This is a genomic window from Danxiaibacter flavus, assembly GCF_041060425.1.
GTDB lineage: Bacteria > Bacteroidota > Bacteroidia > Chitinophagales > Chitinophagaceae > Danxiaibacter > Danxiaibacter flavus.
On the sequence record NZ_JAULBC010000005.1, the window covers coordinates 223,472 to 244,664 of the forward strand.

17 protein-coding genes and 1 tRNA gene are annotated in these 21,193 nt (G+C 41.6%); 9 read left to right on the top strand and 9 right to left on the bottom strand.

All coding sequences use genetic code 11. From position 1 onward, the window contains the following. Position 1: 1 nt before the first annotated feature. The gene (locus QTN47_RS15860; protein ID WP_369330376.1) at positions 2-280 is read left to right on the top strand and encodes a hypothetical protein; all 279 of its coding nucleotides are present in this window, start codon (positions 2-4) and stop codon (positions 278-280) included. A gap of 364 nt (positions 281-644) precedes the next feature. On the opposite strand, the gene QTN47_RS15865 is transcribed toward QTN47_RS15860, so the two are convergent. The 5 genes from QTN47_RS15865 to QTN47_RS15885 all read right to left on the bottom strand — a co-directional run bounded on the left by QTN47_RS15865 (position 645) and on the right by QTN47_RS15885 (position 5,181). Next, positions 645-1,484 (bottom strand): sialate O-acetylesterase, encoded by an 840-nt coding sequence (locus QTN47_RS15865; RefSeq protein WP_369330377.1) that lies wholly within the window; start codon positions 1,482-1,484, stop codon positions 645-647. 95 nt (positions 1,485-1,579) lie between these two features. After that, positions 1,580-1,666: transfer RNA gene (locus QTN47_RS15870), tRNA-Ser, on the bottom strand. Positions 1,667-1,700: 34 nt separating this feature from the next. Continuing rightward, entirely contained in the window at positions 1,701-2,468 is a 768-nt protein-coding gene (locus QTN47_RS15875; protein ID WP_369330378.1) for a TatD family hydrolase, read from the bottom strand. A gap of 302 nt (positions 2,469-2,770) precedes the next feature. Then, the gene (locus QTN47_RS15880; RefSeq protein WP_369330379.1) at positions 2,771-3,406 is read right to left on the bottom strand and encodes a polysaccharide deacetylase family protein; all 636 of its coding nucleotides are present in this window, start codon (positions 3,404-3,406) and stop codon (positions 2,771-2,773) included. A 449-nt stretch (positions 3,407-3,855) separates the two neighbouring features. Then, entirely contained in the window at positions 3,856-5,181 is a 1,326-nt protein-coding gene (locus tag QTN47_RS15885; protein ID WP_369330380.1) for an alpha-L-fucosidase, read from the bottom strand. Between the two features lie 456 nt (positions 5,182-5,637). Here QTN47_RS15885 and gltX point away from each other — a divergent pair, with 456 nt between their 5' ends. From gltX to QTN47_RS15915, 6 genes are all read left to right on the top strand, one after another. Then, positions 5,638-7,158: a glutamate--tRNA ligase gene (gene gltX / locus QTN47_RS15890; RefSeq protein WP_369330381.1), complete on the top strand. Its 1,521-nt coding sequence runs from the start codon at positions 5,638-5,640 to the stop codon at positions 7,156-7,158. A gap of 283 nt (positions 7,159-7,441) precedes the next feature. Beyond that, positions 7,442-8,983 carry a glycosyltransferase family 39 protein gene (locus tag QTN47_RS15895; RefSeq protein ID WP_369330382.1) on the top strand — a complete coding sequence of 514 codons (1,542 nt, stop codon included), beginning with the start codon at positions 7,442-7,444 and terminating at the stop codon, positions 8,981-8,983. Positions 8,984-9,232: 249 nt separating this feature from the next. Then, positions 9,233-9,652, top strand: a complete 420-nt coding sequence (locus QTN47_RS15900; protein WP_369330383.1) for a cobalamin B12-binding domain-containing protein — start codon at positions 9,233-9,235, stop codon at positions 9,650-9,652. Positions 9,653-9,793: 141 nt separating this feature from the next. Further along, positions 9,794-11,239 (top strand): circularly permuted type 2 ATP-grasp protein, encoded by a 1,446-nt coding sequence (locus QTN47_RS15905; protein ID WP_369330384.1) that lies wholly within the window; start codon positions 9,794-9,796, stop codon positions 11,237-11,239. A gap of 157 nt (positions 11,240-11,396) precedes the next feature. Next, positions 11,397-12,332 (top strand): alpha-E domain-containing protein, encoded by a 936-nt coding sequence (locus QTN47_RS15910; protein WP_369330385.1) that lies wholly within the window; start codon positions 11,397-11,399, stop codon positions 12,330-12,332. Positions 12,333-12,341: 9 nt separating this feature from the next. Continuing rightward, positions 12,342-13,307: a transglutaminase family protein gene (locus tag QTN47_RS15915; RefSeq protein WP_369330386.1), complete on the top strand. Its 966-nt coding sequence runs from the start codon at positions 12,342-12,344 to the stop codon at positions 13,305-13,307. Between the two features lie 408 nt (positions 13,308-13,715). Here QTN47_RS15915 and QTN47_RS15920 read toward each other — a convergent pair whose 3' ends face one another. Then, the gene (locus QTN47_RS15920) at positions 13,716-14,318 is read right to left on the bottom strand and encodes a trimeric intracellular cation channel family protein (RefSeq protein ID WP_369330387.1); all 603 of its coding nucleotides are present in this window, start codon (positions 14,316-14,318) and stop codon (positions 13,716-13,718) included. 291 nt (positions 14,319-14,609) lie between these two features. Here QTN47_RS15920 and QTN47_RS15925 point away from each other — a divergent pair, with 291 nt between their 5' ends. Further along, on the top strand, positions 14,610-15,389 hold the full coding sequence (locus tag QTN47_RS15925; protein WP_369330388.1) for an enoyl-CoA hydratase/isomerase family protein: 780 nt from the start codon (positions 14,610-14,612) through the stop codon (positions 15,387-15,389). Positions 15,390-15,525: 136 nt separating this feature from the next. On the opposite strand, the gene QTN47_RS15930 is transcribed toward QTN47_RS15925, so the two are convergent. From QTN47_RS15930 to recQ, 3 genes are all read right to left on the bottom strand, one after another. Then, positions 15,526-15,942 (bottom strand): helix-turn-helix domain-containing protein, encoded by a 417-nt coding sequence (locus tag QTN47_RS15930; protein ID WP_369330389.1) that lies wholly within the window; start codon positions 15,940-15,942, stop codon positions 15,526-15,528. 189 nt (positions 15,943-16,131) lie between these two features. Continuing rightward, positions 16,132-17,136 (bottom strand): glycosyltransferase family 9 protein, encoded by a 1,005-nt coding sequence (locus QTN47_RS15935; RefSeq protein ID WP_369330390.1) that lies wholly within the window; start codon positions 17,134-17,136, stop codon positions 16,132-16,134. Positions 17,137-17,701: 565 nt separating this feature from the next. Further along, entirely contained in the window at positions 17,702-20,017 is a 2,316-nt protein-coding gene (gene recQ / locus QTN47_RS15940) for a DNA helicase RecQ (RefSeq protein ID WP_369330391.1), read from the bottom strand. A 203-nt stretch (positions 20,018-20,220) separates the two neighbouring features. On the opposite strand from recQ, the gene QTN47_RS15945 reads away from it, so the two are divergent. Further along, positions 20,221-21,186 carry a KpsF/GutQ family sugar-phosphate isomerase gene (locus tag QTN47_RS15945; protein WP_369330392.1) on the top strand — a complete coding sequence of 322 codons (966 nt, stop codon included), beginning with the start codon at positions 20,221-20,223 and terminating at the stop codon, positions 21,184-21,186. Positions 21,187-21,193: the final 7 nt, after the last annotated feature.

Sequence of the window (21,193 nt, forward strand, 5' to 3'; positions counted from 1 at the left end):
AATGGCAACTTATTTAATTGAAATTCCTCACTCTGAAAACACATTTGAATGCAAACAGGTAATCAAATTGTTTGTTGAGTCCGGATCACATCTGCTGGCAAATGCACATTGGGGATGCAAAGCCGGCGTTCACAAATCATGGTTCATTAATGATTTTAACAGCAAGGAAGAAGCGCTTCAAATTGTTCCGCCTTTTTTAAGACATTCCGCATCAGTTATTGAGTTGACAACATTTACTAAGAATGATATTCAGCAATTTGCTGAAGCGAATAGCCATTGAGGGATAGAGCTTAACTCAGCAAAGACATCATATAAGTACGAGTTACGAAGTACGAAGTACTCAATTTTGAGCAGGTTATCTTTTTTACATGTCGAAGACATTTATTAAAGCAGTAGAAGATTCTTGTCCGTTTTTAAAAGGTCATTTGAAAACACCCTGGCCTGCAAAATAATTGCAGGCCTCTGTTTTTTTGATGGGGAAGGTTTAATACCGATAGCACTTGTTGCGTCGATAAACATTAAACGATATATCGAAGACAGTGGATATGTCTCTGTGAAACTCTGTGTCTGCTCCGTGCTCTCTGTGTAAGTTTTTTTATTACACGGAGAAACAGCCAAAGAAGACACAAAGACCTACAGAGTATTTAACTATTTGCGGCCTTCTCCTGAAACTCCTGCAACGTTATTTCGCCGGATGCAAAGCGATACTCCAGTAATGTGTTTTTTTCTTTTCTGGTAAGCGGTCTGTTATAAATGGCTTGCAATACTTCGTCCTCGTGAGCAAATGGCTTCATAACATGCTGAAGTTTATTGAACGCCTCAAAATAACGCACACCGAATATTCTTAGTGATGCAGCATTGAAATGGATGTAATCTTCATTCGCAGTCAATTCTTCAGCCGTAACAAAATAACAGTTCTCATGCGTTTGGGCGAATTGCACCAACGCTTCATTCACTATTGGATATGAATCAAAATATTGACCGTACAAGCCCTCAGTTAAAAAATCTCCAAGACCGCCTACGATCAACGGAATATCCGGAACACTTAACTGATGACGTAGTTCTGTAATTATTGCGTTGAATTTCTCTCCATACACTGCCGCACGATCCGGGAAACAATCGGTTTCGCCCTGGTGCCACAAAATGCCTGCAAGCTTACTGGTTCGTTGGGCCAGCCTGGCCTCCGCAACTGCATGATCAAAAAGCGCTCCCCCAACAGCCCAATCCTCCAGGCTTGTGCCTCCATCTGCACAGGGAATCAGCCCTATTTCTTCTGTCTCATTTTTTAAACGCCAGGCTGCCGCAAAAGACGAAGCCAGACCAATACCAGCAGTGGGACGATCATAATTGATGGGCTCAGACATTATCTGCCATCTGCCATTCCGCAGCATCTTTATTCCTTCATTAAAAATGAGCGGAACATCTTTTTTAAAACCACGGCCGGCCATATTTGACTGGCCTATCATAAGAAATGAGTGAATCATGTGGTAATTTTTGGTGACATTTTCTTCAGCAAGCAAGCTGAAGCGATTTGACAAAACAGCAAAAAAAAATGCCAACTTTTAGCTGACATTTTTTGCGGAGACGGCGAGATTCGAACTCGCGATACAGTTTCCCGTATACACACTTTCCAGGCGTGCTCCTTCAACCACTCGGACACGTCTCCGTATTTGAAGGGTCGCAAAAGTACTATTCTAATTCTAGTTGCCGAAAATTTTTATGGCATTTTGAGTAGTAATATCTGCAATTTCATCGGGTGTGACATTCTTTATGCCAGCCAGCTTGTCTACAACATATTGCAAATACGCGCTTTCGTTTCTTTTACCACGGAATGGAACCGGTGTTAAGTACGGCGCATCTGTTTCTAATACAATATGTTGCAGATCTATTTTCTGCAGTACTTCCGCAACTCCCGCATTTTTGTAAGTTGTAACGCCACCAATTCCAAGCAAAAAACCCATATTAATAATTTGAACAGCGCTTTCATAACTGCCACTGAAACAATGAAAAATTCCTTTTAATCCTTTTTCTGCAAAGGGCCTAACAGTGTTGATCGTTTCCTGCATGGCGTTGCGGGTGTGGATCACAATAGGCAGCGAAGATTGCAGCGCCCATTCCATCTGCGTTTCAAAAGCCTCATATTGCTGTTTGGTAAAGGTTTTATCCCAGTAAAAATCAAGTCCGATTTCACCCACAGCAACAAAATGTCTTTTATCAAGCCAATCCTTAACAATCGCCAGCTCCTGCTCATAATTTTCCTTCACATAACAGGGATGTAAACCCATCATCGGGTAACATATGCCCGGATACTTTTTTTCCAGGTTTAGCATACCTTCTATGGCGCTGCTATCAATTCCAGGCAGGTAAAAACGTTGAATACCAATAGTTTGAGCCCTTTTAATCACTTCATCAACATCATTATCAAATTCTTCGGAATACAAGTGACAGTGCGTATCAATAATAGTCATTCGACAAATGTCCGGCTTTTTTGCGACCGATTGGGATTACGGCCTAAACATTAAAAAAACATTAAAAAATTAAGATTTTAAAATATGAAACTTTTACTAATTAATTAGGAACCAATTAAGTATTACATAAAATTAACTTGCAAAAATATTATCTTTTGGTGAACGCTTTGATATGAATGATATAACCCTTACTTTTGATCAGTTTTCATAGGGTACGGATTAAAAACGGGCTAAGGTTTCTACCTTGGCCTTTCTTTTTTTTAACCATCGCGTTAATTTCCACCAATATTTAATTGAATTGACTAACCCGGCAGACTTTTGAAACTATATCCTTCTCTACTAAAATAAGCAAGCACTTTAGGCAAAGCAAAACTCATTCTGTCCCATGCCTTTGTACTGTCGTGAAAAAGAATAATTGATCCTGGTTTGGCGTTGAGCACCACATTATCGAGACATTTCTGAGGAGTTAATGCCATATCAAAATCTGCACTTAATACGGACCACATGATGATCTTGTATAAATGCGCGTTTGCCGAAGCGTTACCTGGAGCCTGTAGAAGTTTTGCCTGGAATTTTTTGATCCTTCCGTAAGGCGGACGAAATAAATTTGAATCGATATGCCTGGACGCTTCAAAAATATTGGAGAGATAGGTTTTATTTTCCGTTTTCCAACCATTCAAATGATTATGTGTATGGTTTCCAACTCGGTGGCCTTCATCAAGAATGCGCCGATAGATCTCCGGTTGTTCCACCACATTTTTTCCAATGCAAAAAAAGGTTGCTTTTGCATTGAACTGTTTCAACTGATCAAGCACAAAAGGAGTCGCCGTTTCGTGTGGTCCATCATCGAATGTAAGATACAGTTCCCTCTCTTTTGTCGGCACATCCCAAACAAAGCTTGAGGGATACAAGCGCTTTAACAGCCAGGTGTTTACCATGTAGAACATGGTTCAAAAATAGCGAAGAAAGTGAATCGTCAATAGTGAATAGTCAATGGTGAACTCTGCGAGAGGCTTCGGGGAATAATTACAACTTGCGGATTGTGAATGGTGAAGAGCCAATCAATGTCGTTTCCTTAAGAGGTTACAAAAAGTAAAGCAAGCCTGAATCAGGTACTTCGTACTTCGTAAATCGTACTTGAATAAATCTTAGTGTTTCTTAAGGAAACGGCATTGAATAGTCAATAGTGAAAGGGTGCAAATCCTTAACTACTATCGACCATTTTCATTAGGAAAGCAAAAACCGTATCTCCAAAAAAATGGTCAATAGCGAAAAGTGAGTAAAAAGTAAACCCGGAATAATTAAAACTGAACCTTTCCGGATTACTTTGAACGCCCGCACCTTTCACGATTGACCATTCACTATTGACCCACTTCACTATTGACTATCAAGCCCCCTCCAGCACAATCACCACATCATCTTCTTCACTTGCATTTGGCGTAATAGTAACTGTTCCGTTTTTAAGAACGGCATTGACTGCACCGTTGCCTTTGAAGTAATAGGCTTTGTTTATTTTTTTGTAAGGGAAATTTTCCAATGTAATCGTTCCAGCGTCTTTTTTCAAAACATGCACATACATTTTGTTGGTGCTTTGCGTTACTGCTCCCCATGCTTGCGGACGCAGATAACCACCTTTTGTATTGTAGATGGTCTGGCCATAAGTCTGCAACCATTTGCCCATATATGCCAAACGTTCCTTAAACTCAGGCTGAATATCACCGTTCGGCATTGGCCCGATGTTTAATAAAAGATTCGCTCCATATCCGCTGGCCCTGACAAGATAATCTATCAGTTGCTTAGGTGTTTTGTAAGATGTATCCGTAATATTAAAACCCCATGATCCGTTGATGGTTTCACATGTTTCCAGCGGCAATTTGTTTGATGCTTCCTGGAAACTCAGACCGGATTTATTTTCGCCTGGCAGATCTCTTTCAAACATCTGGAAATCCTCACCATCAAAAGGAGTCAGGTGATGGTTATTACCAATCATGCACTGAGGCTGTAATTTGTGGATAAGGCCGTAGATCTCATCATATTTCCAGTCAATTCGGGAACTTCTGTCCTTTTCTCCTTCAGGCGCGGTCTGATCCCAGTGGCCGTCAAACCAAATACCTGAAATTTCACCATACTTAGTAAGCAATTCGGTCAACTGGTTCTTCATAAACTGAAGATAGCTCGCGTAGTCACCTTTTCCGGTGCGGCCACTGTACTGGCCTGTACGACCTGTTTCATGCGGATAATCTTCTCTCCTCCAATCCAGCAAAGAATAATACAAAAAGAGTTTCACCCCTTGCTTGTGGCACTCATCAGCAACCATCTTCACGATATCTTTTTTATAGGGAGAATTCATAATGTTGAAATCAGAATACTTTGTATCCCACATGCTGAATCCGTCGTGATGACGCGTGATTAACGTAATATACTTCATACCCGCATTCTTTGCCATGCTCACCCATTCCTGCGCATTAAAATCGATCGGGTTAAAGAAATCCATCAGGCGGGTATAATTCTTGACGGTGATCTTTCTTTCATTCATCACCCACTCACCGGAACCGGGAATACTGAATGGTCCCCAGTGAATAAACAGTCCAAATTTGGCATCAGTGAACCATTGCCGGTCCTTCAGATTTTCCGCAGAAGGCACGTATTTGGTCTGTGCGGTTGCGGCAACACAAACAAAAGCAACCATTAAGCTCAAAAGCATTCTTTTCATCGGTAATTGTTTTAGCAAAAATTAATAGACAACTAAAGATATGGAGATCGTTGAATGTACGATGTTAGATGTACGGTTTTAGATGTGAAGAGGGGGAAGAATGTTAAGATATAGGAAGAAAGTGGTAACGGCATTGTAATGCACGGTGTTAGGTGTACGATTTTAGATGTACGATGCGGCTCAAGTACGAGTTACGAAGTACGAAGTACACAAGTGCGACAGCGTTGTGTTGTGTGTACGGTTTTAGATGCAAAAGGAAGTGGTAAGTTGGAGGCTATACGTTGTACGTTTTTTCAGCGGAGTTCAACTTCATTCCCAGTTTTTACTTTTTCAATTTTGACTTTTTACTTTCTCCCACACCTCACACCTGAAACCTGATACCTGAGACCTGACGCCTGAGCCCAGTCAGCTGATGGCTGATAGCTGATAGCCGATAGCTCCCTATCTTTGCCAGTTATGGAAAAGAAAGTAAGAGTCCGCTTTGCACCCTCTCCAACCGGGGGATTGCATTTGGGCGGCGTAAGAACAGTTTTGTTCAACTACCTTTTCGCCAAACACAATGGCGGCGATTTTATTTTACGTATAGAAGATACAGACCAGACAAGATTCGTGGAGGGTGCGGAAGAATACATTTTTGAATGCCTGAAATGGTGCGGCATTGAGCCGGATGAAAGCGTTCTTCATGGCGGACCTCATGCGCCATACCGACAAAGCGAGCGTAAAGCATTATACAAAGAATACGCTGACAGGCTTGTTAAGGAAGGTTATGCCTATTACGCTTTCGACACAGCCGAAGAGCTGGATGTTAAAAGAAAAGAGATACCCAATTTTCAATATAGCCATGCTACGAGAACCGGCCTGAAGAATTCATTAACGCTGCCTCCTGATGAAACGCTGAAGTTGCTGGACGAACAAACACCTTATGTTATCCGCATCAAAATGCCTGATAATGAAGAGGTTTCTTTCACTGATATGATCCGCGGTCACGTTAGCTTCAATTCATCTTTGGTGGATGATAAAGTATTGCTGAAGGCTGACGGCATGCCGACCTATCACCTGGCTGTTGTAGTAGATGATCACCTGATGGAAATTACGCACGCATTCCGTGGCGAAGAATGGCTGCCCAGCGCACCGGTTCATGTACTTCTTTGGAAATATTTGTTCGGACTGGAAAATATGCCTGAATGGGCACACCTTCCGTTGATCTTAAAACCCGATGGAAATGGAAAGCTGAGCAAACGCGATGGCGACAGACTTGGCTTCCCTGTGTTTGCAATGAACTGGACCGATCCGCGCAGCAATGAGTTTACACAAGGTTTTCGTGAAAGAGGCTTTTTGCCAGAAGCATTCATTAATATGCTTGCTTTGCTCGGCTGGAACGATGGCACCGACCAGGAAATTTATTCCTTGCAGGAGCTTGTGGAAAAATTCACCATGGATCGCGTTCATAAAGGCGGCGCAAAGTTTAATTACGACAAGGCCAAATGGTTCAACCAGGAATGGATCAAGCGTTACAGCACTGAACAATTGAAACCATATGTAAAAGCAGCGTTGGCTGAACAAGGCATTTCAATACCCGACGAATCTAAACTGGACAGAATAATTGAGCTGGTAAAGGATCGCTGCACCTTACTCAGCGATTTTGCACCTCAATCTTCTTTCTTTTTCCAACACCCTGCAGAGGTTGACATAACTGCCATCAAGCCAAAATGGGACGACAAGAAGCAACAGTTTTTTGCTGAGCTCATCAGGACGCTTGAATTAACGCCCGTCTGGAAACACGATGATCTCGACAAAGAATTCAAAGAAATGGCTGCAGCACATCAGATAAAACCGGGAGAACTAATGCTGCCCTTGCGCATTATGTTGGTAGGTGGCAAATTTGGTCCGGGTGTATTTGACATTGCAGAAATCATCGGCAAAGAACAAACGATCGAAAGAATTAAGAACACGCTGAAGCTAATCAGCAATGCATAAGCATTAAGTACGAGGTACGAAGTACCTAGGTGCGTCAGTTTACGTAATGGCGATCTTGTTTACGACAAGGTCGCCATTAGATTTTCAGCTATATACCAGAGCCGGTTTCTTTTTCGCTCATGTAATGGCATTGCAAAAGCTAAACCTGCCGCACACAAGTACTTCGTACTTCGTACCTCGTACTTTTTCTTTTCACACCTTACACCTGATACCTTACCCTTTACCCCTCACTCCTCCCTCCTCCCTTCACCATTTCTCCCTATCTTCAACAAAACCCCAGGGAATGAAAAATCATGTAAAACTGCTGTACATTCTCACTGTTGTAAAAATCATTCTTCCTTTTTTGTTACAAGACGCTTCTTATCAGCCTCACCGGGATGAATTTTTATACCTCGCGGAAGGACAGCATTTGGCCTGGGGTTATATGGAAGTGCCTCCGTTGCTTTCCGTTTTTGCATGGCTTACCCATTTATTTGGAGGCAGCATGTTCTGGATAAAATTCTGGCCATCGCTTTTTGGCGGACTGACATTCTTCCTGACAGGCAAAATCATTATCTCGCTTGGCGGCAGGGCATTTGCTGTTTGGCTTGCATTTCTTCCTTTTGCGCTAGACGGTTATTTGCGTCTTTTCTTTCTCTTTCAGCCCAACTTTCTGGAAGTGTTTTTCTGGACGGCAATTGCGTTTTCTATAATCCAATACATCCAGACAAACAAAAACAAGTGGCTGTATTATTGCGGCTTATGTGTTGGCCTCGGGTTAATGAGCAAATACTCAGTCGCATTTTATACAATAAGCATTCTTGCTGGCCTGGTTATGACTCCTCAGCGAAAGATTTTTGCCAATAAGCATCTCTATTTCGCAGCAATTATTGCAATCATCATTTTTCTTCCGAATATCATTTGGCAATACAACCACCTTTTCCCGGTGTTGCATCATATGAAGGAGTTACAGGAAACGCAATTGCAATACATCAACCGTCCCGCATTTATCATAGACCAGTTTATGATGAACCTTCCATGTGTGTTTATCTGGATCGCGGGATTGTTGACGTTGTTCTTCTCATCATCGTTACGTGCGTATCGCTTTATAGCGTGGGCTTATCTTTTTGTGATCATTCTCTTGCTTTATCTGCAGGGTAAATCATACTATGCACTGGGTGCATATCCGGTGCTGTTTGCATTCGGCGCATTTCAGCTTGAAAAAATTACCAGTAAACGTTTCAGATGGACAAGATTTGCCATGATATTGTTTCCTGTGGCATTGGGATTGTTTTCGTTACCGCTTGTCCTGCCCATCGCCAAGCCGGAAAAACTTGCGAACTATTATCAAAAAACCGGCATGAACAAAACGGGAGATTTTAAGTGGGAAGACTTGAAAACACACCCGCTTCCACAAGACTTTGCAGACATGATCGGATGGAAGGAGCTCGCAAAAAAAGTTGCTGCAGTTTACTCCACTTTGCCATCGGAACAAAAGCAATCCATCTTTATTTATTGCCGCGGATATTATTCAGCTGGCGCTCTCAACTACTACGGACCATCTTTGGGACTGCCTGAAGCATATAGCGATGACGCCAATTTTTTGTGGTGGCTGCCGGACTCCTCCCACTCGAAAAACATGCTGTTTATCGGCCACAACATTCCCAAAAAAGACGATCTTGTTTTTCAACAGTATGAAAAATATGAGATCAAAGACTCCGTAAATATGCCTTTGTTTAGAGAGAATGGAATCAAGGTGGTGCTTTTTGAAAATGGCAATGATTCACTAAACACGTTTATCAACAGATCAATTGCAGAGCAAAGGGCAGAATTTCTGAGGAAGTGATCAAAACGACTTTTTTAATTGACAATTGAAAGTTGATAATTGAAAATGTGCGAAAACCTCTGTGCTCTCTGTGGATCCTCCTGTATTTCTCCGTGTAACCATTACACTCCTTTATGAGGTACATAGTTATTTTCACAAGATTTTTTAAGAAATATTCTAAAAAAGCTGACGCACAGAAATAAAATCAGACATCAGAAAACCAGACATCAGCTATCTATTCTATTTTTGGAATAACTAACAACGATTCACATGCCAACAGAACTGAAAAGGCCACCCAGGGTACTCGTAGCAAAAGTGGGATTAGACGGACACGACCGCGGCGCAAAAGTAATTGCCACCGCTTTAAGAGACGGCGGAATGGAAGTGATCTACACCGGTTTGCGCCAGACTCCTGAAATGGTTGTGAACGCAGCGCTGCAGGAAGATGTGGATGCCATCGGTATCAGCATTTTATCCGGCGCCCACATGACGGTTTTTCCAAAAATCATCAACCTGATGAAGGAAAAAAACATGAACGATGTTCTTTTAACCGGCGGTGGCATCATACCCGAAGACGACATGAAAACCCTCCAGGCCATGGGAGTCGGTAAATTATTTCCGCCCGGCACGGCAACCGGAGAAATAATCAGCTACATCAAAAACTGGATAACAGAACACAGACCATTCTAAAGCTCAAAATACTGTTCAGAACAAAAATAAAAACAAGTAGGAACAAATACATTACACTAAAATATATCTGACTAACAAATTCAATTTTTGCCATTATCTGAGTAATAGTTAAAGAAATATTATCGTATATTTATTTTAACTATGATTGAAAACACACTTCTTTACACTTACAGGGAACAGACAGGAGTTTGGGACGAGATGTTCGGGCAGGAAGGTATTAGAGATCATTACAAAAACTTTTTCTGCGCCATTCAAAACCTGTCGGAAGAGGAAATGACTCATAAAGATGAGCTAGCAAAAAAGCTGTTTATGAGCCAGGGCATCACATTTACTGTTTACAGCAGCGGCGAGGGAATTGAGAAGATCTTTCCTTTCGACATTATTCCCCGCATCATTCAAAACCATGAATGGATGCATGTTGAGCAGGGAATTAAACAGCGACTAAAGGCGCTGAATATCTTTCTTAAAGACATTTATCACCAGCAATTCATTATCAAAGACGGCATTGTTCCGGCAAAGCTCATTTACTCATCACCTAACTTTTTAAGGGAAATGTGTAATGTAAATGTTCCGTTTGATATCTACACGCATATTGCCGGCGTTGACCTCATTCGTGATCACGACGGGGAGTTTTACGTGCTGGAGGATAATTTGCGTACACCTTCAGGCGTATCCTATATGCTGGAAAACAGGAGTATTTCCTACCGCATTTTTCCGGATATGCTGCCAAAGAATAATGTGCGATCTGTAAAGAATTACCCGGATCTTCTTTTAAAAAATCTTCTTTCACTCGCCAACAGGCAAAGCAGTGAACCAACCGTTGTACTGCTTTCCCCCGGTATTTATAACTCGGCTTACTTTGAACATACCACGCTTGCACGATTAATGGGTATTGAATTGGTGGAAGGAAGGGACCTGGTTGTTGACAACCATCATGTGTACATGAAAACAACCAAGGGCTTACAGCAGGTTGATGTGATCTACAGGCGCGTAGACGATGAATTCATTGATCCGTTAGTATTCAGACCAGATAGCATGTTGGGTGTTCCCGGAATTTACTGGGCATACAGAAAGGGCAATGTCGCCATAGTAAACGCAATGGGTAATGGCGTTGCAGATGACAAGGCTGTATATGCTTATGTACCTGATATGATCCGTTATTATTTAAACGAAGAGCCCATTTTAAAAACTGTTCCTACCTACCAGCTGGCTTATCCTGAAAACAGGAAACTGGTTTTTGAGAACATGCACAAAATGGTGATCAAACGCACCAATGAATCGGGCGGTTATGGCATGCTGATAGGCAATTCGGCGACCGAAGAACAAATGGATGCTTTTAAAGTAGCCATCGAGGCTGATCCGCGCAGCTTTATCGCACAACCGATCATTAGTCTTTCATCAACACCTTGTTATATCAACGGTGAATTACAGCCAAGAAGAGTGGATCTGCGCCCGTTTGCACTTTACGGTCCGGATGGAGTAGACATCGTTCCGGGCGGACTTACCAGAGTTGCATTACGTGAGGGATCCTTGGTTGTAAACTCATCACAGGGAGGAGGAAGTAAAGACACATGGGTTGTTGCATAACACTTTAAACAAAGGCAATTTGATGTTGATTTTTCTGCCTCAGTAAAAATCAATCAGGCGGAAAAACTTTAAATACTACACTACCGACGCTTGCTTTTATGAAATGAAGCCGGACAATGCCGGCACATAACACTTTTACAACATAAACAAGGAAGATATGCTTAGTCGCGTAGCAGATACTATTTACTGGATGGCCCGCTACATGGAAAGAACCAACGGCATGTTGCGTGTACTCAAAACTAACTACATTTCTTCCCAGGAAGAATTGACTGACTTTAGCTGGCGCTCCGTTCTGTACACCTATGGCGGACTACCTCCTGACGACATTACCGAAATTGAAGAGGATTCGATTAAAGTGATGGATTATATTTTGCTGGACCGCAACAACCTGCTGTCTGTGATCAATAATATTATCCGTTCGCGGGAATGTGCTCGCGCAATCCAGGATCACATCACACGGGAAGTGTGGCAATGTTTGAATGATTATTATCACTCCATAAGAAATCCCGATATAGCCTACCTGATGCGTTCCGGTGATCCTGTTTCTATTCTTGATTCATTAATTCAGCATAGCCTTTTCTACAATGGAACCGTAGATATTACCATGCCGCGGGGCGAAGGATTCAATTATCTGAATATTGGCAAGCTATTAGAAAGATCTATCCAAACCGCAGACATTTTAAATATAAAACTGCGGGAACTCAACTACGATTCAAACGACAGACTGGAAGCTCCTGCGCTAAGATATTTACTGAATTCCCTTTCAGGTTATGAGCTTTACTTCAAGATCTATCGCGGCAATTTCACGCTTGATAATGTGCTGCAGCTTATCCTGTACAATACCAACTATCCGCATTCTATTTTATACTGCCTGCAACAACTCAACAGCAACTTTGAAAAGCTAAGCACTGAAAGTCTGCCGGAGAATTATAACAGGCTGGAGTTTTTATTGGGCAAGGCGATGAACAACGTTAAATATAGCAACATGCGCTCAACAAACGGCGAAGTGTTGCAACAGTTTCTTGTGCAGACGCGTAAAGAGCTGATTGAAATCGCCAACTCCTTTAACCAGTTTTATTTCGGAAACACTTAAACGTACTGTATGCCTTCATATTCCATAAAACACGTTACACGCTATGCATATGCATCAACTGTTATTGATTGCACCAACCAGATAATGCTGTACCCGGTTAATGATACTTTGCAGGAAGTAAAAAAACACGAAATTAATATTAGCTATAAGCCTTCCGTTGAAATCTTTACCGATTATTTCAACAATCAGGTTGGTGTATTTTCCATCGTGAGGCCACATACTGAGCTAACAATTACTTCTCATATTGAAGTAACGACGCACCCGGTAATGTTACCAGCCGATAATACACCCGCACAACTACAATGGGAACATCTGGATGAATTGAAGGAACAATTTCCTTACATGGATTTTATTAAGATTGACAATAACGATTTACATGCGGCGCTTGGAGAAACGGTAAAGAATATTGTCCATTACAAGCAAGATCCGTTTTACAATGCGCAGGCCCTATCCGCCTTTGTGTACAACAATTTTGAATACAAAAAAGGCGTTACAAATACCGAGACAAGCATTGAAGAAGTATGGGATCTTAAAGCAGGTGTGTGCCAGGATTTTGCGCATATTCTTTTAACTATGCTCCGCATGATCCATGTTCCCGCTCGCTATGTGAGTGGATACATCTGTCCGAAAAATCATGAGCTGCGTGGCGAAGGCGCCACACATGCATGGGTAGAAGCTTATATTCCGTTTTATGGATGGATCGGGCTTGATCCCACAAATAATTGTGTTGTCAGCGACAGGCATGTACGCCTGGCGATCGGTAGAAATTTTTCGGATTGTACACCGGTGAAAGGAACTTACAAAGGATCATCTGAGCACGTGCTGGAAGTGTCTGTAAGTATTGAGAACGGTCATTCAAGAAATGGGCAGCTCAATGGTCATGAAGCACCGGTTGTAAGCTATCGCGTTTCAGCAAACAAACCGGATGCGCAAAATTCTTACAGGATGTACCAGGAGATGCAACAACAACAGTAGGATGTACGATGTCAGGGGTACGATGTACGATGTGGGGTGGCAGGGTTGCAATGTGCTATTAAAAAGGAAGTACAGGCGCCGCAGGGATGCAAAGTAAATTTTGGGCCACGAAGACGCAAAGGACAAAAAGGGGCACAAAAAAAATGTTTGATTTTTAAAGAATGCGCCAAAGCGCAAAAGGTCACAAAGGCTTAGGTTTTAAAACGCATCAACAAATTCTCGGCCCGTTCAGTTTTGGGCTTTGCGCTCAGGCCTTACCTACACTCCTTCGCTTCGATAAACGTATTACGTACAACTTAAAACGTACAACCTGGTAATCAGTTTTAAGCTTTGAGCTTTAGGCGTTAAGCTTCTTTTTCGCTTCGATAAACGTATTACGTATAACTTAAAACGTACAACTCCGCGCAGCTATATTTCCGGCAACGTCACCCGCTTCCATTTAGATACAAATCTTATCAGAGCGATGAGCGCAATACAAATTAAAAGATTGATGTTATTAGTGAGTGAAGTATGTTTTAATGCAACATACACAATACCGCCTATTGCACATGCGGTGGCATACAATTCACCGCGCTTTAAAAGATTGGGAACTGAATTGCAGAGAATGTCAGCCAACAATCCTCCGAAAGTAGCGGTAATAACACCCATTGCAACAGCGTAAAATTCATTGATCCCGGAAAGCAGACTCTTCTCTATTCCCGCGACGGTGAATAGGCCAAGTCCGAGTGCGTCGGTGATTAGAATCGTTCTCCTGAATTTTCTGTAATCAAGCTTGAATAAAAAGGTGATCGTGGTAGAAGATAGTACAAGCACAAGTGCGATATTATCGTTTACCCAATTTACGGGTCTTATACCAATTAACAGGTCACGCAATGTACCTCCGCCATAAGCAGTAACGAATGCCAACACTGTGGCTCCAAATATGTCCATCCTGTATGTTCTTGCTTTAAAGGCGCCAGTTAAAGCAAAGATGAAAATACCCGAGTATGTAATAACGCTTAGAAAATTCATGCAACAAGCATTAAGATACCCAATATAGCGGCTTTTCGGGCTTGGGACAAAATAAAGATTGCATTGTCGCCATTATTTCATGCTTTGCCATGGTTCGTGTCTCACGATCCATTCATAGAACACAAATTGCTTACCTTAGAGATCGCGGCAGGAAAATCTTCATCTCCGCCATGGTTCGTGTCCCACGATCCATTCATGGAACACAAATTGCTTACCTTAGACTTTACGCGGCAGAAAGATCTTCATTATGCACAACCAAACAATCTGATCATAAACGTTTAAAAATCTTCTATGGCTTACCAAACGCTTCTGACAACTTTAGAAAATAACACGCTCATCATTACAATTAACAGACCCGAAAAGCTGAATGCACTTAACAGTACTGTCATTCATGAGCTGGGCAAGGTAATTGATGAAGTATATGAGAACGCCAGTATTAAATCAGCTATCATAACAGGCTCGGGAGAAAAAAGCTTTGTTGCCGGAGCGGACATAACGGAATTCCTCCAGCTGGATTCGTCACAGGGCGAAGCGCTTGCACGCAATGCTCAACAAAATGTGTTCGACAAAATTGAAAGCTCCCCCAAGCCGATCGTTGCAGCCGTTAATGGTTTTGCATTGGGAGGAGGTTGTGAGCTTGCACTGGCTTGTCATTTTATCATTGCGAGTGATAATGCAAAGTTTGCTCAGCCGGAAGTAAATCTCGGCATTATTCCGGGTTATGGCGGAACACAAAGACTCGTGCAAATTGTAGGAAAGGGCAGAGCGATGCAACTGGTAATGACCGGCGAAATGATCACTGCACAGGATGCGATGCAATATGGAATTGCAAACAAAGTTGTGAGCCAGTCGGAGCTGTTGCAAACAGTAAAAGATATTTTACAACTTATTCATACAAAGGCGCCATTGGCAATTACCAAAGTGATTGAATGCATCAACAATTTTGATCACACACAACAGGGTTACGATTTTGAAATAAAGAAGTTCGGTGAATGCTTTTCAACTGAAGACATGAAGGAAGGCGCTACGGCGTTTATTGAAAAGCGGAAGCCAAACTTTAAAGGGAATTGAAAATTGAAAGTTGACAATTCCTGCCCGACTGAAGTCATTCAGGCGGGGACAATGACCGGAGCGAAAAAACCTCTGTTTAATAGATAAATACATTACACAGAGTTCCACGGAGAAATCACGGAGTTTCACAGAGCTTTTATTTATTTTTTTCCTGCAGCATCCTCTCCAGGAGAGCAATTTTTTCGCGCTCACTTTTTATCAAGGCATCATATAATTCAACTATTTTTTCAATGGGATTGAATGTGCAGTGATGATTAATGCCGATTGTACCATTGCCTGTATTTGCACCTTCGTAGTTGTTTTGAATATTAAAGATGGAGGTTTCTTCATTAAAGTTTTTAATAGCTTCAACCGGAACTTTTAGTGCTTTTGCAACTTCATTCAGTATGTTATCATCGATCTCTTCTTTCGCTTCAAGTACCGAGACTTTCCTTTGATTCCAATCATCACCAAGATCAAGTGCAAGCGCTTCCTGTTTAACGCCCAATATTTCGCGCATCCGTTTTAAATTTCGTCCGTGGTGTATTGCGTTTGGCATAGTCTTATTCGTCATAATGATAAGTTTAAGGGTTTATGAACAGGCTGTGTTTGATGCAAATTATTATTTTATTTTTAAATCCTGAAGAATGACTAGCATAATAAAAACAGTTACACACAGCAGACACAGCGTTCCACAGAGATTTTCCGCTCCGTTTATTGTCCCCGCCTGAAATGACGTCAGTCGGGCAGGAATTCTCCATTTTCAGTTGTCAATTGAATTAAGGAGTTGTTGATCTTCTATCGTCAATGCGCATTTGAAGTGTCCTTCGGGACAAGAAGCATGGCCATGCAAACCGCAGGGGCGGCAGGATAAATTGATTTTTGTTTCCACTACAAAGCGCTTGTCACTCAGCGGGCCGAATCCAAAGGCATTGATCGTACTGCAGTAAACAGCGGTAACGGGCGCATTTACGGATGAGGCAAGATGCATGGGTGCAGAATCATTTACATAATTCATCCTTGCATCTTTGAACAGCGCGCAGGATTGAAGGAAATCCAGCTTGCCAGCAAGATTGATCACATTGCCACCAGTTGCGTCTTTTATTATATTACACAAATCCGAGTCATTTGGAGCACCGACAAGGTATACGAGTAAATTGTCCGGCAATTTTTTAATAAAACTGATCCACTTCTCGGGCGGATATTGTTTGGTAAACCATACAGATGCGGGTGCTATACAGATGTACGGTTGTTGTTTGTATTGCTCAACGCTGCTATAATCCTCTTTAGTAGGATAGAGCCTTGGCTTAGCAGGCTTGTCGTCAGTAAAATCTTCTATTAGTTTATTGTTCCTTTCAATCTCATGAAAGATATGTGGATCAGAAACATTGCTTACAATATGCTTTACTTTTTTGGTGAACGCAAAACTCCAGGGATTTTTATCGAATCCGATTTTTTCTTTTGCATTGGAAAAAGCAGTTATAAAACCGGTTGCGGCGAAACGCTGCACATTGATCACCTTATCATATTTCGCTTCACGGATCTGCTTCAACAGTTTTAAAAGATTGCCATACTTGTTCTCCTTCTTGTTCCAAACCAGTACATTCCTGATATAAGGATGATTCTTCAGCATCGATTCATTGCCTTTGCGCACCATATAATCTATCTCTGCTTCGGGGTAAAAGGCGTGCAATTTTTCCAAAACGCCTGTTGCCAGTATTACATCTCCAATAAAAGCGGTCTGAATTACCAGGAATCTTTTGTTCATCAAAGCAAAAATAATAAAACCACGGAGACACTAAAGGCACGGAGAAGCACAGGGTTTTAGTCACAAAGAGCAAAAGACACCAAAAAGCACAAAAAATTTATTATAGAAGAAGATCAGCCAACCTAGCAAAAATATTGTTCGAAGAGGCTTGCTCTTTTTTCCTGCGTCGTTTTCAATCTCTAAATGTCAGATTTTAATTCGCTTATCGTTGTGTCCCTTTGTGTCGTTTGTGGCTCCGTGGTTCAAAAAAAAACACCTTTGCAGGTGTTCAGTAATGTTTTGGTAGATTAAAAACTTATTCCGTGATAAATTTTTTAAGTCTTTTAAATTGCTTTCTTTCGGGTGTTTCAAACAGTTCAATAAACTTGTTGAACAGTCTGCCCAGGAAAGCCTGGTTTTCGTTTTTCATTGAATTGGAATTTGGAGCCGGAAAATATAACAAAATATTAAATTCGGAATACAGTCAACAAAATTTAATCCACTATTAATGTCAGGACTACATTTACTAGCGTCCGGACACAAAAAAGGCCGCTAATCGCGGCCTTTTGTACAAGTTTATTAAGAATTAAATTCCGTAAACGCACAGGAACTTAATACGCATAATCTTTAATTGCTCCCAGGTATAGTCGCTATCTGACATTTCCTCCTGCGCAACCTGTAGAGAAGATGTCTCGCAGCTTTTGAAATAATCCAGTATTTCATCCTGCTCATCGTCGTCCAGCATGTCGTCAATTGCGTAATCCAGGTTTAGTTTGGTTCCGCTGGCAACGATGGTTTCCATTTCTTCCAGTAATGCATCTAGCCTTAAGTCTTTGTTCTTGGCGATGGTTTCCAAAGGAATCTTCTTATCTACATTTTGAATAATGTAGATCTTGTTATTCGCCTTATTGGCAACGCTCTTCATCACAAAATCATCCGGCTTCTCTATTTCGTTCTCCTCAACATATTTTGCAATTACTTCAATGAACGGTTTACCATAACGCAACGCCTTACCCTTACTTACGCCTGAGCATTTTTCCAGTTCCTGCAAACTTGTAGGATACATCGTAGCCATATCCTGCAGTGATGATTCAAGGAAGATCACGAACGGCGGAAGTGCCTTCTTTTTAGCTTCCTTCTGACGAAGCTCTTTCAACATAGTAAACAACTTATCATCAGTTGCAGTGCCGGCATTTCCTGCACCTTCACTTCCTTCATCATCATCTTCATTAGCTTCCTCAAACAAATTGTTCAGCACAATCTTGAATGATGCAGGTTTCTTCAGGAATTTCTCTCCGTTTGGAGTTACTTTCAATAAACCGTACTCCTCAATATCTTTTCTTATCAGGTTCTCCAGTAACATCTGCCTGATCAGGCTGTTCCAGAAATGTTCGTCTTTTTCTTTTCCAATACCAAACACCGGCAGCTTCTCATGGCGGAACATGGTGATCTGCGGAGTAAGTTTGCCTATTAAAATATTTACAACGTATTCAGTCGGGAAGTTTTCATCCAAAGCAGTCACGGTCTTCAGTACCATTACAGCCTCATTCTTAGTCTCAACCTTTTCTTTCTGATTTAAACAGTTATCGCAGTTGCCGCAATTTTCTGTCTGCCATTCTTCACCAAAATAGTGCAGCAAGATCTTTCTGCGACAAACAGAACTTTCAGCAAAAGCCACAGTTTCGTTGATCAGCTGTGCGCCAATTTCCCTTTCACTCAACGGCTTATCGCGCATCAGGTGTTCAAGCTTGGCAACATCTTTATGAGAATAGTATAAAATACATTTTCCTTCCAGTCCATCACGACCTGCACGGCCCGTTTCCTGGTAATAATTTTCAATTGATTTTGGAATGTTGAAATGGATCACAAAACGGATATCCGGTTTGTCAATACCCATTCCGAAAGCGATGGTAGCAACAATCACCTGCACGTCTTCATTCAGAAACTGATCCTGGCGCTCTGCGCGCAGTTTTGCATCCAGACCGGCATGATAGGCGACTGCCTTAATGTTGTTTGCAACCAGCAGTTCAGCCAGTTCCTCAGTGGTTTTACGGTTGAGTGTGTAAATAATCCCACTCTTTCCTTTGTTCTGAGAAATAAAACGCACAATGCTTTTAACCGTCTGTTCCTTTTTAATTTTTGGCTGAATCTCGTAATAAAGATTGCCGCGGTTAAAAGAAGAAATAAAAATATTGGGATTTCTAAGTCCCAGGTTCTTTACAATATCGCTCTGAACCTTTGGTGTTGCGGTGGCAGTTAAAGCTACTACGGGAAGATTCGGGTTGATTTCATCCATCATTTCACGTAAACGTCTGTATTCCGGGCGGAAATCGTGTCCCCATTCAGAAATACAGTGCGCTTCATCCACTGCAAAAAATGATATGGTCAGATCGCTAAAAAATTCAATATTTTCCTGCTTGGTCAATGTTTCAGGAGCTACATACAGCAACTTTGTTTTGCCGCTAAGTAGGTCGTCCTTAACCTCTTTTATCTGCCCCTTATTTAATGACGAGTTTAAGAAGTGAGCCACATTATCATTTTCACTGTATCCTCTTACCAGGTCTACCTGGTTTTTCATCAACGCAATTAACGGACTTACGATGATAGCGCAACCTTCCATAATCATCGCAGGCAATTGATAACAAAGGCTCTTACCGCCACCTGTTGGCATAATAACAAAAGTGTCATGCCCATTCAACAAACTGTGAATAGCTTCTTCCTGCCTGCCCTTAAATTGCTCAAAACCAAAATTTACGGACAAGCCATCATGAATATCATAGCCATGAGGAGTGCCGTTTGATGAAGCGGTTACTTTTTTTGTACCGGCTTTTTTTTCTGCCGCCGGCTCTGACACAGTTGTTTTCTTGGACCGTGTACTCACTTTTTTTGTACTTGTTGCCATGTTTAAATAGGGGTCTCTCCCACACCTTTTTAGTGACTTCCTTAAGTTACTGCTTTAATCCGGATATGGCAATACATGCCAGGACCTGGATTTTTTTTACAACTGGTTGGTTAGTGTCTTAAAAACTTCTAGAAGGGCAGCGAAGTTAATAATCATACGAATAATAATAAACTCTTAGGTGTTAAAGTTTAAATTTGCAGCCAATGAAACAATCCATAAAACAGGTTGCTTCCCGGACCATTCAGGTAGAAGCAGCATCAGTTGCTGGCTTAGAGCAATTTATAGATGATAATTTTGAACATGCCGTAAAGACTGTTCACGAATGTAGAGGTCGACTGGTTGTAAGCGGAATTGGAAAAAGTGCGATTGTTGGCCAGAAGATTGTTGCCACCTTAAACTCAACCGGCACGCCTGCTCTTTTTATGCATGCCGCCGACGCCATTCATGGAGATCTGGGTATGATACAGCAGCATGATGTTGTTCTGATCATCAGCAAAAGCGGTGAAAGTCCCGAAATAAAGGTTTTGGTGCCACTCATTAAAAATTTCAGCAATACACTTATTGCGATGGTGGGAAACCTGAATTCATTTCTCGCCAAAAATGCCTCTATCGTTTTAAATACAACAGTAAACAAAGAAGCTTGCCCTCATAACCTTGCACCAACGAGCAGTACAACTGCCCAAATGGTAATGGGTGATGCGCTGGCAATTTGTCTGATGGAGCTGAATAATTTTACAGGTACGGATTTTGCAAAATACCACCCCGGTGGAAACCTTGGCAAGAGAATGTACCTGCGCGTGGAAGATTTGTATGTAAATAACAGCAAGCCGAAAGTTTTACCAACAGCTTTACTTAAAGAAGTGATATTAACTATTTCACAAAGCCGTTTGGGAACGACTGCTGTTGTGGATGAACGGGATAGTGTTATCGGTGTAATAACTGATGGCGACGTGCGCCGGATGTTAGAAAACATTGAAGATCTGCATTCTGTTCGTGCATCAGATATACAAACCCTTCATCCAAGAACCATTCAACCCGATGTACTGGCCGTTGATGCTTTTGATATGCTACGCAAGCACGATATAAGCGCATTAATAGTGGCAGATCCGGATGGAAAATATTTGGGCATTTTGCATTTGCATGATCTTGTTAAGGAAGGAATTATTTAATGTTTAA